The organism is Bacteroides sp. OF04-15BH (genome assembly GCF_003477995.1).
Lineage (GTDB): Bacteria > Bacteroidota > Bacteroidia > Bacteroidales > Bacteroidaceae > Paraprevotella.
Genome location: NZ_QUEM01000004.1, coordinates 120942 through 135912 on the forward strand (window position 1 = coordinate 120942; position 14971 = coordinate 135912).

13 protein-coding genes are annotated in these 14971 nt (G+C 43.4%); 10 read left to right on the forward strand and 3 right to left on the reverse strand.

What is annotated here, in order from left to right; translation table 11 throughout:
* Window positions 1-159 precede the first annotated feature (159 nt).
* The 10 genes from DXA74_RS03115 to DXA74_RS03160 all read left to right on the forward strand — a co-directional run bounded on the left by DXA74_RS03115 (window position 160) and on the right by DXA74_RS03160 (window position 10750).
* A complete protein-coding gene (locus tag DXA74_RS03115; RefSeq protein WP_233550442.1) occupies window positions 160-1311 on the forward strand; it encodes an 8-amino-7-oxononanoate synthase in 1152 nt (383 codons plus the stop codon).
* Between the two features lie 44 nt (window positions 1312-1355).
* Entirely contained in the window at window positions 1356-2030 is a 675-nt protein-coding gene (locus tag DXA74_RS03120) for a DUF452 family protein (protein ID WP_118525365.1), read from the forward strand.
* Window positions 2015-2773: a malonyl-ACP O-methyltransferase BioC gene (bioC, locus tag DXA74_RS03125; RefSeq protein WP_118525366.1), complete on the forward strand. Its 759-nt coding sequence runs from the start codon at window positions 2015-2017 to the stop codon at window positions 2771-2773. Before DXA74_RS03120 ends, bioC begins: the two co-directional genes overlap by 16 nt.
* Window positions 2774-2796: 23 nt before the next feature.
* Window positions 2797-3465: a dethiobiotin synthase gene (bioD, locus tag DXA74_RS03130; protein ID WP_118525367.1), complete on the forward strand. Its 669-nt coding sequence runs from the start codon at window positions 2797-2799 to the stop codon at window positions 3463-3465.
* A gap of 92 nt (window positions 3466-3557) precedes the next feature.
* Window positions 3558-3986 carry a hypothetical protein gene (locus DXA74_RS03135; protein WP_118525368.1) on the forward strand — a complete coding sequence of 143 codons (429 nt, stop codon included), beginning with the start codon at window positions 3558-3560 and terminating at the stop codon, window positions 3984-3986.
* Window positions 3987-4042: 56 nt separating this feature from the next.
* The gene (locus tag DXA74_RS03140) at window positions 4043-4774 is read left to right on the forward strand and encodes a hypothetical protein (RefSeq protein WP_118525369.1); all 732 of its coding nucleotides are present in this window, start codon (window positions 4043-4045) and stop codon (window positions 4772-4774) included.
* Window positions 4775-4780: 6 nt separating this feature from the next.
* Complete coding sequence (locus tag DXA74_RS03145) at window positions 4781-5713, forward strand: YafY family protein (protein WP_118525370.1); 933 nt, start codon at window positions 4781-4783, stop codon at window positions 5711-5713.
* A gap of 676 nt (window positions 5714-6389) precedes the next feature.
* Window positions 6390-7115, forward strand: coding sequence for a hypothetical protein (locus tag DXA74_RS03150; protein WP_118525371.1), 726 nt, complete (start codon window positions 6390-6392; stop codon window positions 7113-7115).
* Between the two features lie 71 nt (window positions 7116-7186).
* The gene (locus tag DXA74_RS03155) at window positions 7187-10084 is read left to right on the forward strand and encodes an RNA-directed DNA polymerase (protein ID WP_118525372.1); all 2898 of its coding nucleotides are present in this window, start codon (window positions 7187-7189) and stop codon (window positions 10082-10084) included.
* A 27-nt stretch (window positions 10085-10111) separates the two neighbouring features.
* Window positions 10112-10750: a hypothetical protein gene (locus DXA74_RS03160; RefSeq protein ID WP_118525373.1), complete on the forward strand. Its 639-nt coding sequence runs from the start codon at window positions 10112-10114 to the stop codon at window positions 10748-10750.
* Window positions 10751-10990: 240 nt separating this feature from the next.
* On the opposite strand, the gene DXA74_RS03165 is transcribed toward DXA74_RS03160, so the two are convergent.
* Genes DXA74_RS03165 through DXA74_RS03175 form a run of 3 tightly spaced genes read right to left on the reverse strand, consistent with a single transcriptional unit; the run spans window position 10991 to window position 14899 of the window.
* Window positions 10991-11854, reverse strand: a complete 864-nt coding sequence (locus tag DXA74_RS03165; RefSeq protein ID WP_118525374.1) for an HIT family protein — start codon at window positions 11852-11854, stop codon at window positions 10991-10993.
* A gap of 4 nt (window positions 11855-11858) precedes the next feature.
* Entirely contained in the window at window positions 11859-12929 is a 1071-nt protein-coding gene (locus tag DXA74_RS03170; protein ID WP_118525375.1) for an HNH endonuclease domain-containing protein, read from the reverse strand.
* A gap of 2 nt (window positions 12930-12931) precedes the next feature.
* Window positions 12932-14899 (reverse strand): hypothetical protein, encoded by a 1968-nt coding sequence (locus tag DXA74_RS03175; RefSeq protein WP_118525376.1) that lies wholly within the window; start codon window positions 14897-14899, stop codon window positions 12932-12934.
* Between the last annotated feature and the right edge of the window lie 72 nt (window positions 14900-14971).

The following is a 14971-nucleotide window of genomic DNA, read 5'->3' on the forward strand; positions in this document are numbered from 1 at the left end:
CAATATCCGAACGCCCAAAAACAGAATGATTCCAAACAAGAAAAGAAAGACCAAGACCACAAGAACCGCGTCATGAAACCAATTACAGATAAAGAGAAACAACGAAGCGTATGCGAACATGAAACCGATGCGCAAGGCGTACGCAAATTCCAAACAGAGCTGCAACCGGCGAGCGATTACGAAAAAGAACTGCAACGGCTCGCCGACAGTGGCAATCTGCGCGACCTGCCGCATCTGCATCCCGACGGTTGCCGGATGCACACCTCCGAAGGATGCCTATTGAATCTCTCGTCGAACGATTATCTGGGACTGGGCAACCGCACCGACTGGCACACGGAGTTTCTCCAGAGCCTGAAGCCCGAAGAATGCCTGTTCTCCTCCACCTCATCCCGCCTGCTCACGGGCAACTATCCCATCTACGACGAGGTGGAACAGCTGCTGGCCAACCTCTATGAGCGCGAAGCCGCCCTGTTCTTCAGCAGCGGCTATCACATGAACACCGGCATCCTGCCCGCACTGACCGACAGCCGTTCGCTCATTCTGGCCGACAAACTGGTGCATGCCAGCATCATCGACGGCATACGCCTTTCGTCAGCCCGCTGCATCCGTTACCGCCATCAGGACTATCGGCAACTGGAGCAACTGCTCGAAAAGCATCAGCACGACTACGACCGCATCTTCATCGTGACGGAGAGCATCTTCAGCATGGACGGCGACATCGCCCCCCTGCCCCTGCTGGTGGACCTGAAAAAACGCTATCCCAATGTGCTGCTCTATGTGGACGAAGCTCATGCCGTGGGCGCACGCGGTACCCGTGGACTGGGCATTGCCGAGGAACAGGGCTGCCTGGCCGACATCGATCTGCTCTGCGGCACGATGGGCAAGGCACTGGCCTCGATGGGAGCCTTTGTGGTGTGCAGCCACACGCTGCGCCGTTACCTCATCAACAAGATGCGCACCCTGATTTTCACCACCGCCCTGCCCCCCATCCAGATGGCATGGACCCGCTTTGTGCTGCTCCGTCTGGCCGAACTCGACGACCGTCGCCGGCATCTGCTCCGCATGAGCCGCACCGTGCAGCAGGCCCTCACGGCCCGGGGTTATACCTCGCCGTCGGAGAGCCACATCCTGCCCGTGATCATCGGCGACAGCCACGAAGCCATCCTCAAGGCTGAGGATATGCGCCGCAAGGGCTTCTATGTGCTGCCCGTGCGCCCGCCCACCGTGCCCGAAGGCACCTCCCGCCTGCGTCTGTCACTCACCGCCTCGCTCACCGAGGCCGATGTGGAACGGCTCATCCAGGCCCTCTGACCGTTGTTCCCAAAACATAATCCTCTTAAAAAACGAAATCCCGTATGAAGCAGATATTTCTTCACCGCACCGGACAGCCCCGCCTGTTGCTCCTCTTCGCCGGCTGGGGCGCCGACGAACATCTCTTTCCCTATACCCCGCCGGCAGGCTACGACCTCCTGCTTTGCTACGACTATACCGACGAAGCGTTCGACTACAGTCTGCTGGAGCCATACACCGAAATCCGTCTTCTGGCGTGGTCGCTCGGCGTGTGGACAGCCGCCCGCACCCTGTCCGGCCATACCGACCGGCTGACACAGTGCCTGGCGCTGAACGGCACCCAGCATCCCATCGACGACACACGCGGCATCCCGTCCGCCATCTTCGAAGGCACGCTGATCCGCTTCACCAAACAGAATCTGTATAAATTCCGACGACGCATGTGCGGCACGGCCGAGGGGCTGACCACCTTCATGGACCACTGTCCGCAACGCACGCCCGAGAGCCTCCGTGCCGAGCTGGCCGCCCTGCATCATCGCATTCTGTCGCATCCCGAGCCGCTGTCCTTCCCCTGGGACCGTGCCCTGATCGGAGCGCAAGATCTGATCTTTCCCACCGCCAACCAGCAGAACGCCTGGAGCGATGTGCCCCAGCTTGTGCTGCCCGGAGTGGCCCACTACGACGAACGCCTGTTTGCCGGCCTCATCGAAGGAAAGGAGGAGCTATGGACAAATCGCTGATCCGCAGCCGATTTGCCCGTGCCGCCGCCACCTATTCGGACGAAGCCGTGGTGCAGGCCCGCATAGCCCGCCGCATGACCGACATCATGCTCCGCACGGACTTTCCCCGCAGCGGGGCACAAGTGCTGGAGTTCGGTTGCGGTTCCGGCGGCTTCACCGCCCTCTGGACCCCTGCCTTCCGTCCCGCACAGCTGTGGCTCAATGACCTCTGCCCCGAGGTGCGCCCCGCAGCCCTGCAAAGTGTGGCACCCGGAATACCCGTCCGCTTTCTCGAAGGCGACATCGAACAGTTACCGTTGCCCGAAGCGCTCGATGCCGTGGTGTCCTGCTCCGCCCTGCAATGGCTGGAGCATCCCGAAGCCTTTCTCCACCGTTGCGCCGCCAGTCTGCGTCCCGGCGGTTATCTGGCCTTCTCCACCTTCGGCCCGCAGAATGTGCACGAAGTGACGCAACTCACCGGTGCCACGCTGCCCTACCGCTCCGCATCCGCCTGGGCCGCCCTGCTGGAAACGGACTTCGAGGTGGTTCATCAGTCCGAAGAACTGCACCGCCTGACGTTTCCCGATCCCGTGAGCGTGCTGCACCACCTCAAAGCCACCGGAGTGACCGGCATCCGCAAGGAGCGGTGGAACAAGACCACGCTGCGCACCTTTGCCGAGAGCTACCGCAACCGCTTCGCCCCGACACCGGACGGCGTGCAGCTCACCTATCATCCGGTCTATCTTGTAGCCCGAAAAAAATAATCAACGCATAAACATACAGAACAATGAAAAAGAACGTATATTTTGTCAGCGGCATGGACACCGGCATCGGCAAGAGCTATGCCACCGGTTTCTTGGCCCGCGAGTGGAACGCCCGCGGCATCCGCACCATCACCCAGAAGTTTATCCAGACCGGCAACACCGAACTGTCGGAAGACATTGAGCTGCACCGCCGCCTGATGGGCACCGGTCTGCTGCCCGAGGACCACGAACGGCTCACCATGCCCGAAATCTTCACCTATCCCTGTTCGCCGCATCTGGCTGCCGAGATCGACGGCCGTGACATCGACTTCGACAAGATCGAGCGCGCCATGGACACCCTGAGCGAACGCTACGACGCGGTGCTGCTTGAAGGAGCCGGTGGCCTGATGGTGCCGCTCACCCGCCGCTATCTCACCATCGACTATATTGCCGACCGCCAGCTGCCTCTCATCTTTGTAGCATCGGGCCGCCTGGGCAGCATCAACCACATCCTGCTCAGCCTGGAAGCCATCGAGCGCCGCGGCATCCGTCTGCACACCTTTGCCTACAATCTGTATGAGGACCGCGACGGCGACGACCTGATCCGCAAGGACACCCGCGCCTATGTGCAGCAGTATATCAGCGAACACTTCCCCGAAGCGGAGTTTGTGGAAATTCCACGGCTGACGGATGTGCCGCCATTAAGTGAATAGAATCAAAAAATTATTCAACCTGTAACGCGAAATGAGACATCTTGCCCCCAACTTTGCTCCAAACTTTTATGTCTAACTAAAACAATACAACTATGGGTATCAAGAACGTAAAAATCAGCATGCTTAAGTATGGAGCTACTTCTCTTAAAAATCCCAAGAGAAAAGTCATGTATTTACCAGTGGCAGAAATCACCTATCTTGAAAAGAAAAAAGCAAAGAAATCCATCAATTTATCCGGGTTGACAGAAAACAAGCAGTATCATAAAGGACTGATTATCGGAATGAATTATTTCGTCATTCATGTGAATGAGGAATACCATATCTACAATGAAGACGGAACACAAACAAAAATTCTGAAAGCATCCGCAGTCGGCGCTCCGATCTATATCGCAGCAGACTTCTTTATTTGTAGGCAAGAAAACAAATACAGCTATATCAATGCCGAGGGCGAGATTGTGATGGAAAAGGAAATGACCGAAGAAGAGTGGCAGGCCCAGTTTGAAAAACCGGAAGTTTTTTAATCAAACTGAATAAAAAATATTACTTTTGGACTTTACAGAATCAATCATACCAAAACATGAAAACGACACTTGCAGATCTGACCAGACAGCTGGAAACAAAACTGAAACCTTTATACGGCTCTCTTATCCAAAATGTGCAGCATCTCAAAGGTGCCAAGTCCTTCTTCTGTGTGCAATGGGGCAAGAACTTCCCCATCGAAGAACAGAAAGGAATACTCTTTGTCGGAAGGGCAACAAACGGATGGGTCACAGACTCCGAAGAGCTTGAAGAACTTTTCGGCAACAATGAAAAGACGGCAATCTTTAATCGTAAGGACCAGATGCAATGGGCTGAAGAACGCAAAGGCTATAACACCCAAAAGTCAGCCTTCTGGAGAGTCATCAGGCAGGTTGCCGTATCATGCTATTTCGATAATTGGTCTTCTTTCATAGCCTGGAGCAATCTGTATAAAGTGTCCCCTTATCAGGGAGGAAATCCCGACAATTCGCTTAAGGCAGCTCAGGAAAAAGTGTGCTGTGAAATTCTGAAAAAGGAAATAGAAATACTTTCACCCGAATTCGTCATCTTCCTTACCGGAAAATCATGGGCAGAAAATTTTATCCTGTATCTGAATGAGCACCAACCGACAAAAAGCATTGCTCGCGAGGAATGGGACAAATATGTGTGCAAGCTCTACCGGATCAATAATACCTATTATATCCTGTCTGAGCATCCGGAACGGAAAAAAGAGGAAGAACACGTAAAAAGTATTCTATCTCTCCTAAAACAGGCTCATCAACAAAAATAATATCTTATGTCCATAAGCTACAAACATATCTGGGTCACAAAGACTTTATATCAGGCCGGCGAAAGAGGGCTCTCCCTTCAGGAAATCAATCAGAAATGGCTGAAAACGGATTTCAGTGGTGGCGAGCCCATTTCCCGCCAGTCATTCGACAGATGGAAAGGGCAAATCCTTGATCTGCTGGGAGTCATTATTGATTGCCGCAGAAAGGGAGGATACCGATATTATATCAGCAATCCGGAAGTTCTGCAAAGAGGCCACCTTAACCGATGGCTTCTCGACACTTACAGCACCTTAAACACCCTTTCGCAGAATATAGCGCTGAAAGATCGAATTCTTACCGAAGAAATACCTTCAAGCAGATATTTCCTTCAGGACATACTGGAAGCCATGCAGGAATCCAGAATCATAGAAATTACCTACAAGAACTTTCACTACAGGCACAGCTACACATTTCCTGTTGCACCCTATTGCATCAAGATGTTTCAAAAACGCTGGTATATGCTGGCACTCAGCATCAAAGACAATATCCTGCGCATCTACAGTCTGGACAGAATCACCGACCTGGAATTTACAGACCAAAATTTCACTTTGCCGGATGATTTCCACGCACAGTCCTATTTCTCTTCGTATTTTGGTATCGTTCACGATGAAAAAGTCCAGATTCAACGAATTGTCATACGCGCCGACAAGAATCATCAGCACTATCTGCGCACCCTGCCCCTCCATGATTCGCAAAAAGAAATCTTCACCTGTGAGGAATATGCCGATTTTGAATTGTATCTTCGCCCCACTTATGATTTCTGCATGGAACTTTTACGCCCCGGTGCCATGATTCGTGTTCTGGAACCCGAATCCCTACGGCAGAGGATGAAAACTTTGGCTCAGGAAATTTTGGATCTGTATCATGAGAGCCCGAAAAACACGGTAAAGAATCCCTAATCTGAAAGGAAATATTATGGGATGAGGCTTGACGCATTGTCAGCCTCATCCCATTTTCATATTATATGATAGATTTTCTAGAACTGTTTTTTAATGTATTCTGCTTCATCTGGAAAAGTTTTTGCATATATACCGAAAATATACAGCTTCCGGCTATGGTTTCTTAAGCTAAATACCACCGTAAACTTGAAAAGTTATCAGCATATCTCTCAGAAACGGACGGAAACCCTACTTTTTTCACTAGATGGAGTTTCTGCATTTTTAATTATCTTTCTGAATGATAATGGATCATACTATCTTTGCTTGCTGAGATTTCTGTTTTTCGGCCTGTGGGACGAGATAAACGTAATTTGGGGAGTCTTGAGAAGAGATTTTAGAAAAATGACAGAAATCTAATCATAAAGTATAATACAAATTTCTTATTAAATGAATTATTGTAACTTTTCTTTATCAAATGATTCAATTATTTTTGATAAAGATATAAATAAAAATTATTGTTTTACAACAAAATTCTTTATATTTGTAAAATACAAAGAAACACAAAACCGATACTCAATTAATGAACAAAAAATATCAGGTAAAGATAATATAATCTGTAAATTAACAAAACAAGTTTTATATACACAAATTATATATGGAAATACAAAAGGATTGAAACTAAAATCTAATTTAATATATGACTTTTGATTTATATACTATTGATTGGACCGCAATAGGTTCAATAATAACATTTTTTGCCATGATTATAGCTTATTGGACTATTCATTTATCCAACAAGCAAAACAAAAGCAATCAACAATTTCAAATATTGCTGATAAAACGTGAGATAGAACAAAAAAGATTGGATGAGTTAGTTGAAAGTATCATAGCTATCAACGATTCAATACAACCAACTGATATTCTGAACTACTCAGTAAAACTAATTCATGGTTATTATACAAAAGAAGATCAAAGTTTTATTAATCTATTGGCAGCAAAAGATGAATCCAATAATAATAAACTAAGCATCCAGCTAATGAAGTATAATAAAAACCTACCTGCAAGAGAAGTATTAATTACATTAAGCCGGATGCGTCATATATATGGAGAATGTATCAGAAATATATCTATTCTAAACCTATATAAAACAAATTCTATGGTCTCTCCTTCCGAATTAAAGAAGATGATCAAAAACATGGTAAAAATATCAAAAGAAGTTTCTCCTGAATTAGAGAAAAATATTCATGACATACTAAAAACAAAAAGTAATGATTTAGACAAAGCAGTAAATTTATTGAACATATTTTGCTATGCAATTTCTAATGATTTACTCAGAAACAAAAAAATGTTCGAAAAACATTTATGCGCTTTTGTCCAAAAAGAACAAGAAAGAATTGACAAAATAATCTATAAGGATTCATGAAACCTTCTCCAATTATAACAAACAAACGAAAGCTATTTACGAAACACATTAATTAACACATAAACGATATTATGAAACATAAGTTTTGTCTTAAAGACATTCATACAGCCTATAAAAAATTTAAATCATATATCTATTATGATAATTTTAATCTTCATCTTAGATATAAAATTTCTGAATTTGAATCAGCAAATCTTGATGAAAAACTAGAAGATCTATGTAATAATTTAAACAAATTCTGTAAAAACGAAGCTACTGATTTCTTTGATAATTATATAAAAGAAAGTGGATATATAATACTACCGAAAACATTTAAATCAAGTGATGATATTAATAAAAAACAAGGAGAAACAGATGCATATTTATTGACAAACAAAAACAGTTCCTCATTTGATGTTTCTAAAATCACAATATTATATGATGCTCCAATAGAATTGTTTATCATCGCAACGATTTGGACAATTAAAATAAGTAAATATCTAAACATCTCACCCGATAATTATGGATACGTTGTTCCTTCTGCTCAAAATTCAAAGTTACTGTTTGAACCATATTTCAAGAAATACCAAGAATGGAGAGATAAAGGTATCAGCGCAGCAAAACAACAAATTGAAAGAGGGAATAATGTATTAATTATTACATTAGACATCAAAAATTATTTTCATTCTGTTCAGGTTGATTTTAATTCTCTTAGAAACAATATACCTGAGGAAGATACAATCACCACTAGATTAACAAATATAATAGAATCTATTTGTTGGGATCACACCATTAAAATTTACAAAAACAGTAAGACTAAACCTATTTTACCAATAGGATTACCATCATCAGGCATTATTGCAAACTGGATTCTGTCTAAATTTGACAAAGACATTAAGAACTCAACTGCACCTGTCTATTATGGCAGATATGTTGATGACATGTTTCTAGTCTTAGCCAACATAGAACCAGATCCAAATTATACAAGTGTTACAGAATGGCTCTGCGAACGTTTCTTCAACAATAAGAAAGTTTTAGAAAAAAAACAGAATGTTTTAATTTTAAAATCCGAAAGATGCGAAAACTTAGAAATTCAAACGGAAAAACTCCGCTTGTTTTACTTCGACGCACATTGGTCATTAGCGGTACTTAATAAATTTCAGTCAACCATTCAGGAAAACAGCAGTGCCTTTTGGTTTTTACCAAACGAAGAAAACTTAAAGACCAGTCTAGATGATACATACGATCTACAATACGAAGATACTATAAATAAATTCAGGAGCGTATCTTCATGTAAGATTAACAAATACGAAGCTTCAGTATTTCTTGCCAAGAGATTGAAGTTAGCAATCCTTTCTCCTGGTAAATATGATAAGAACTTAAGTGAAGACATTTTCCGTTTTTTCAATGGAACATCTATTGTTTCCATGTATAGTATGTGGGAAAAAGTATTTACTTATTTTTCTATTACTCATGATTTTAAATCTATTTGCCGACTACAGAATCTGATTAATAATGGAATAGAAGAAATCAAAACAGACAAGATTGAAGAGAACACAATAGACAATGTAAATCAAAAACTACAAAAACATCTAAAAGAACATTTGCTTAAATGCCTGATGTTAGCAAAAGTTTTTGTTAAAGATAATATCGGAACAAAAGAAAGCCAACAAGAAATAAGAAAAGGAGCTACAATATTCAAAAAGGCATTAATGACAAGACATTTTTATCTTCCATTACCTATATACGCTTTAACTGAAGAATTTATAAACCAAGATATAAATATTTCCGATTTCAACATTTCATTTATCGAATCAAAAAATGACATTCCAGAATCAATTTTGGAAAAGAGCTGGCTAATTCCCAGAAACATTCCACTTCATGAAATATGTACACTGAAGATTCCTCACTTATTAAGTGGGAAAGATGCTGCTTTTTACACTAAAAGCAATAAGAATAATGTTAAAAATTTATTTATAACTCAATGTCTTTGGATTCTTAACAAACTAAACAATGAGAATCTACATAAATTGATCCGGAATAAAAAACATAAAAGATATATTGAAACAATTAATAATAGCAAAAAGCTAAGAATTTATTCAGAAATTATACATGTAAATACGAATTCGATCAAAAACAAAATTAAAATAGGTGTATCTAATGTAAATACAGATCTGAATGATATTGAAAATGCAATATTACATCGTTCCTCTTTAAATACTGAGAAACGAAAGCGCCATATAGATATATTAAACCAAGCTGAAAAGATCCAAACTGATATTCTTCTATTGCCAGAAGTTTTCGTGCCATTCGATTGGCTTTGTGCTTATGCAGATGAATCAAGAAGAAAGCAAAGAGCCATGATTTTTGGATTAGAACATTTCTCACTAAATAACATATGTTACAATCTTGCAATAACACTATTGCCTTTTGAGTATCATAACAGAAAGGAAGTCCTAATTATACCCAGAAATAAAAATCACTATTCACCCAGTGAAATAATGACAATCGAGGGGAATCGAAAAAGCATTCCTGAAAATAAAATCTCTACATATCATTTATTTCAATGGAATGGAATACAATTCTCTGTTTATAATTGCTTTGAACTAACAGATATAGTTGACAGAAGCATATTCCGCTCTGAACTTGACATTCTATTTGCTATAGAATATAATAAAGATATTAATTATTTCAGCAATATTTCTGAGAGTGTAAGCAGAGATTTACATTGCTACTATATACAAGCCAATACATCAGACTATGGCGACTCTAGAATTGTAGAACCAAAGAAAAGGGATTATCAGAATCCGGTAAGAGTCAAAGGTGGAAATAACGATGTAATATTAAATTATGAACTAGACATTGCTGCATTAAGAAAGTTTCAAAATCAAACCTATACGTTGCAAAACACCCATGAAAAATTTAAAAAGACTCCTCCTAATTTTCAGCATGAAAAAGTGAACAAAAGAGGCAATTTTGATAATCAATAAATTACAGAATTTTAATTGATCAATAAGATGAACTACAGACTACAAGATTTTATCAAGTACATTATACCTGGATTGTATATTGTGTTTTTCGCTTTTATATGGAATATCACATCACCCAAAAGCCATATAAATACGAAAGCATTAAAAGACTATACCAGTATCATCATTCTATTAATTCCATTTGTAGGCTTTGTTATTGGCTACTTTATTGAATGCCTCATGGCATGTATAGAGCATATTTTCTACTTTTCAGGTGGTAGAAGACCATCGTATACAATCCTTAACAAAAGGTGCCATTTGTATATTATTGCAGAAGATGACAGAAATAAAATTTTTCGACAACATAAAATCTCTGATTCTTCTATTGACAATAAATCATCAGGAAAAATTTTACAAATAGCAAAACAAAAGATTAATAGAGAAAATGTAGAAAATTTCAGGATTAATTCAATTTTATCAAGGAACATTTTTGGCAGTCAGACAGTATTAACCATTATATATATACTTATTGATCAGCAATTCTATATAAACAAATTATGGTATGTATCTTTAATATTTTCCGCAATTTTCTTAATATATTGGATTCATCACAATCATGTATATGTAAAATATGTTCTTGCAGAATATGCAAAAAATATAAATACAAATGACTTTATCTTTTACTAATAAGTAATTTTAACTGTGTTTATATTAGACAAACTATGTCAAGAGGTAGTTTTTACACCAATTCAACAGTCGGGGAGTGCCTGTATGCAAGAAGCGGAACTCCCCGACTCGACGAAAGCAAAATACATCAATCAGGATTTCTCTTGACATTATATAGACAAAAAAACACCACAAGATTCGCCTTCAGGCATATCGTCAAAATAAACCATTTTTATATAATAGTTCACTTTTCATAATAAATTAATATTTCTGCTTCCCTGGAATAACCCCGCGAACTCCCCCTTTCGGATTAGGAACATCGCCTTTATAGCGCGGTATCAGGTGCATGTGCACATGAAAGACCGACTGACCGGCAGCTTCGTTCACATTCACACCGATATTGTAACCATCGGGATGAAAGCGTTCATTGAGTATTCTGCGGACAAACTGAAGCATCACATTCATGGCCTCACGCTCGCGGTGCGTCAGATCAAAATATGACGCCACATGCCGTTTGGGAATGATCAGAGCATGACCGGGCGATACTGGGTAACCGTCATAAAAGGCAACACAGGTGGCCGATTCACAAATAATCTCCACACGACGCGACAAACGGCAGAACGGACAGGTCTCACCTTCCTTACGGGGCAAACGGTTGAAATGCTGATACTGATACAGTTCAAAACCGGAATTGCACTCCAGACTTTCGAAAGGCAAACGGACATGACACTGATAGGTGTACTGGCGGTAAATGGCATGCAAGCGGAAACCTTCTTCCTTCAAATCACGACGCACGGCAAAATAGGCTTTCCCACCCGGAGAAAGCAAATGGGTGACTTGCATCAGAGCCTCAGCCTGTGCATACGGTTCGAGCACATTGAGCACATAGATGCACAGAATAGTGTCGAACTTACCTTCGGGCAGTTCGGTGCGATAGTAGTTGTCATAACCGGTGATGTCATAGCCCATACGGCGCAGTTCGTCGGTATCATAGCCAAAACCGCAACCAAAGTCCAGAATGCGCCCTTGCAACAGATGATGCTGCAACAGATAGCGTGCCGGAGCGGAAAGGGCAGTTCGCTTGATGGCGGTCAGATGGGGATGGTTTATTTTTTCAGGTTCCATAGAATCAGTATTTCCAGGTTTCAAAGCCCATATTCAAAGCAATCTGTGTCATCGGGGTAAAGGTCTGAGAAAAACAGTCCAACAGATGTTCCCGATCCATATCGGCAATTTCCTGCGGAGTATGTCCCAAAGAAAGATAGTCTTCCAGAATCTTGTCTTTCCGAGGTTCGCCAAGGCTGACCTTTATGGCTTTCTGATGTGCTTCTGCCAGCCGGGGAAGATACAGATTCAGGTCGGGCAGCTTGTTGCTCTTCGAACTGTTTATGCTGGAATCAGCCGGCATGAGGTTCCAAAGCAGATCATGCGAAACAAAGCTCCAGGGAATGAAGTGGTCCAAATCATAATGGCCGGGCACTAACAACTGGTTGGTATAAAGGCAATGCACCTCTACCCCACGGTTCATGGCCGTGTTCCAGAACTTCCGCTGTGCAGTTAGCGGACTTCTCTCTTCCTGTCGGATCAGCTTACCGGAAATGTTGGGCACATTCGGATTGCGGTTCTGCAAAAAGTTCGTCAGTCCCCAATAGGCAAAGGAAGTCAGAATGTCGTAGTTTTCTTGCAGATAAGTCAACCATACGGGATTCAATTCTACCCACAAGGTACCGTCCACACGCTCCAACCGATACAGGCAACCGTTCTCATAGGTCTGCGAACGGAGTACCGTCTCATGGTTATCAGAAGTTTTAATCCACGGGCGCAAAAAGCGATAAGGAACATACTGTTGCAGAAAATCCAGTTGTTTTCGAATTTTCGGATGCTGAACCAACTGTTCCAACAAAGTGATCAGGTCGGGAATACGCATGTTTATCGGTATCTGATTCTCCCGCTGTAAGGTCAGAATAGCCCGATAGAGCGATTCGGAATTTCCGAAAGAAAGACGGAAATAGTTCACGGGATACCAGGCATGGGCCACCATGTGAATCATGATGTCCCATACATTCATCCGCGATTTTCCTTGTTTCACAAACAGGTCCAGTATGCTCAGAAACCAATAATATTTATAGGTGGCCACCGTATTGTCAAACACGCGGTTCAGGTATCTGGTTGTCAGTTGTTCGGATTGTGGTATTAACATTTTCAAAAACTATGCTCTATATAATCCAGTTCTCTCTGTGCAAACTCCCTGCAATCCGGATCATCCAACAGGCTTCGGAAATACGTTCTGGCCTCATCCAACTCATGGAACTCGATAAGCAGATAACCGAAGCGTCTTTTCAGGAAATTGAGATATTCCTTTTCTTCAGGATTTTCATTTGCCTTCATCTGCTCCAGCTCCTGCGCAACAAAGGAATAGGCTCTGATATCCTTGGAATTGACCAAAGCATTGATATATTCAATCTTCCATCTGGAATCGTTCGTCCGGCTCAATGCCTCCAAATAATGAAGGGCATAGGCATATTGCTCCAGTTCGGTGTAAATGTAGCCGAGCATATAGGAAAGTTCGCCAAACAAATCTCTTTCTGCTTCGTCAAAATCCATCCGGTTCCAGCAATCCGTCAACGAACGGTAGGCCCGGGTCAGAAAAACAAGCGCATCACCAAACACATGATGATTGAAGGCAATGCTTCCCATGATAAAGTCCTTGCGCACTTCGGGGAAACGTCCCATGGAATAATACTCGTAATAAGTGAGTTCCTCTCCTTGATCCTGCTTGCTCTCTGCGGTGGCACGCAACTGATGGAACTGCTCTGTCGGCCACTCGTCATACAAGGAAAACTCCAGAGAAACGGTCTTGGCCACATTACAGAAGTTGTTGTCGAAAAGCGGACCGGGAGGCACTACGGCCGAGAGACGGACAATTTCTTCCTGACGGGTGAGCTGGATCAAGATGCTCATATTGGAGTTGAGAATCGAACGGTCTTCGATAGGTGCTCCCGAAGCCTCATCGGCTGTCTGTTCAAACAGTCGTTTGCCTCTCTGGTTGTAGGACAGATAGAGAGAAGCATGATGGTGCTGCTTCATAAAGGCGATTAAATCGAAATTCCAGATTTCGGACTGCCGGCTGATCAAATCACAATCCAAGGTGTCGTTGTCCACCCAAAGCATATCGGACAGTTCACCGGGAATCACTTGCAGGATGTCGGCAAACAGGCGTTCCAGAAGCAGGGAAGACGAAGGCCGGTTGAGCTGGTTATAACACGCTTCCAAACAGGCTTGTCTTTCAGGATTCTCCACCTGGTCGTATTCCGAGAAATCCAGATAGCTCTTGGCCAGTTCGTACTGTCCCCGGCGGTAATGGCAAAAACCGATCTGACTGGCTACCAGAAACAGACGCTCGGCCAGTTCCTTATGAAAGTCTTCATGCGCCGACTGATTACAGATGTCGTAAACCTGATTCAGCTGCAGCAGAGCGTCGCGCCAACGGTTCCGCTCCATCTTGCTCTTGGCAGAAGCCCAATAATAGTCCATCGAACGGGAAACATTGAGACTGAGTTCTTCCTTTTCGGTAAGTTCCTGCTCGGAACGCAGCTTCTCCAGCGCCGTCTTCTGGCATTGTGCAAATTCCTCGGCAACACGCAGAGAGGTGTCTTCGTCGAACACAAGAAGGCACCGGCTCAACCGCGAATCACTGCCCTCGACCGCCGTATAGACGGACACGTTGGCCATCACGGTGGCGTAGGTATCACGATGCCCCCAGGGCTGGAAATGCACCAGCGTAAAGGCTTGCTGACCATGAAGCTCATAGCCGATATAGAGAATCACGGTGCGCGACTCGCGATTCGTGTCAAACGGCTTACCGGAAACCACGAAAGGAAAATCCTCAAAAATCCGGTAATTCCGGATGTCGGTAATGGCATGCATCTCTTTTTGCCCGGCAGTCTCTACCACGGAATAGCACCGGGTAACCGTAGCCTGCGACAGGTCTGCACCCGTTTTCCGCAACAGCTGGATCAGGGGAAAGTCGGAAATTCCCTGAAGTCTCAAGACCACACTTTGGGTATCATCAGAAGCGGATGATGCTTCGTACTCGAAAATATAGCGTGCTTTCTGCCAGACATCCTTATTCTCAAAAAGGGACATGGCATTTTTTAAAAAGTCTTCCATAACAATTTTCTGGTTTATGTTTCTAGGTTCCTGACTTGAGGTTTGTTTCCTACAAAAATAAGCAAACTTTAC

What these genes read in the sequence shown, in the direction of transcription:
- DXA74_RS03120 (WP_118525365.1), top strand. Translation starts at nt 1,356, where the DNA reads ATGAAGCAGATATTTCTTCACCGCACCGGACAGCCCCGCCTGTTGCTC.
- DXA74_RS03170 (WP_118525375.1), bottom strand. Translation starts at nt 12,929, where the DNA reads ATGTTAATACCACAATCCGAACAACTGACAACCAGATACCTGAACCGC.
- DXA74_RS03155 (WP_118525372.1), top strand. Translation starts at nt 7,187, where the DNA reads ATGAAACATAAGTTTTGTCTTAAAGACATTCATACAGCCTATAAAAAA.
- DXA74_RS03160 (WP_118525373.1), top strand. Translation starts at nt 10,112, where the DNA reads ATGAACTACAGACTACAAGATTTTATCAAGTACATTATACCTGGATTG.
- DXA74_RS03175 (WP_118525376.1), bottom strand. Translation starts at nt 14,899, where the DNA reads ATGGAAGACTTTTTAAAAAATGCCATGTCCCTTTTTGAGAATAAGGAT.
- bioD (WP_118525367.1), top strand. Translation starts at nt 2,797, where the DNA reads ATGAAAAAGAACGTATATTTTGTCAGCGGCATGGACACCGGCATCGGC.
- DXA74_RS03150 (WP_118525371.1), top strand. Translation starts at nt 6,390, where the DNA reads ATGACTTTTGATTTATATACTATTGATTGGACCGCAATAGGTTCAATA.
- bioC (WP_118525366.1), top strand. Translation starts at nt 2,015, where the DNA reads ATGGACAAATCGCTGATCCGCAGCCGATTTGCCCGTGCCGCCGCCACC.
- DXA74_RS03135 (WP_118525368.1), top strand. Translation starts at nt 3,558, where the DNA reads ATGGGTATCAAGAACGTAAAAATCAGCATGCTTAAGTATGGAGCTACT.
- DXA74_RS03140 (WP_118525369.1), top strand. Translation starts at nt 4,043, where the DNA reads ATGAAAACGACACTTGCAGATCTGACCAGACAGCTGGAAACAAAACTG.
- DXA74_RS03145 (WP_118525370.1), top strand. Translation starts at nt 4,781, where the DNA reads ATGTCCATAAGCTACAAACATATCTGGGTCACAAAGACTTTATATCAG.
- DXA74_RS03165 (WP_118525374.1), bottom strand. Translation starts at nt 11,854, where the DNA reads ATGGAACCTGAAAAAATAAACCATCCCCATCTGACCGCCATCAAGCGA.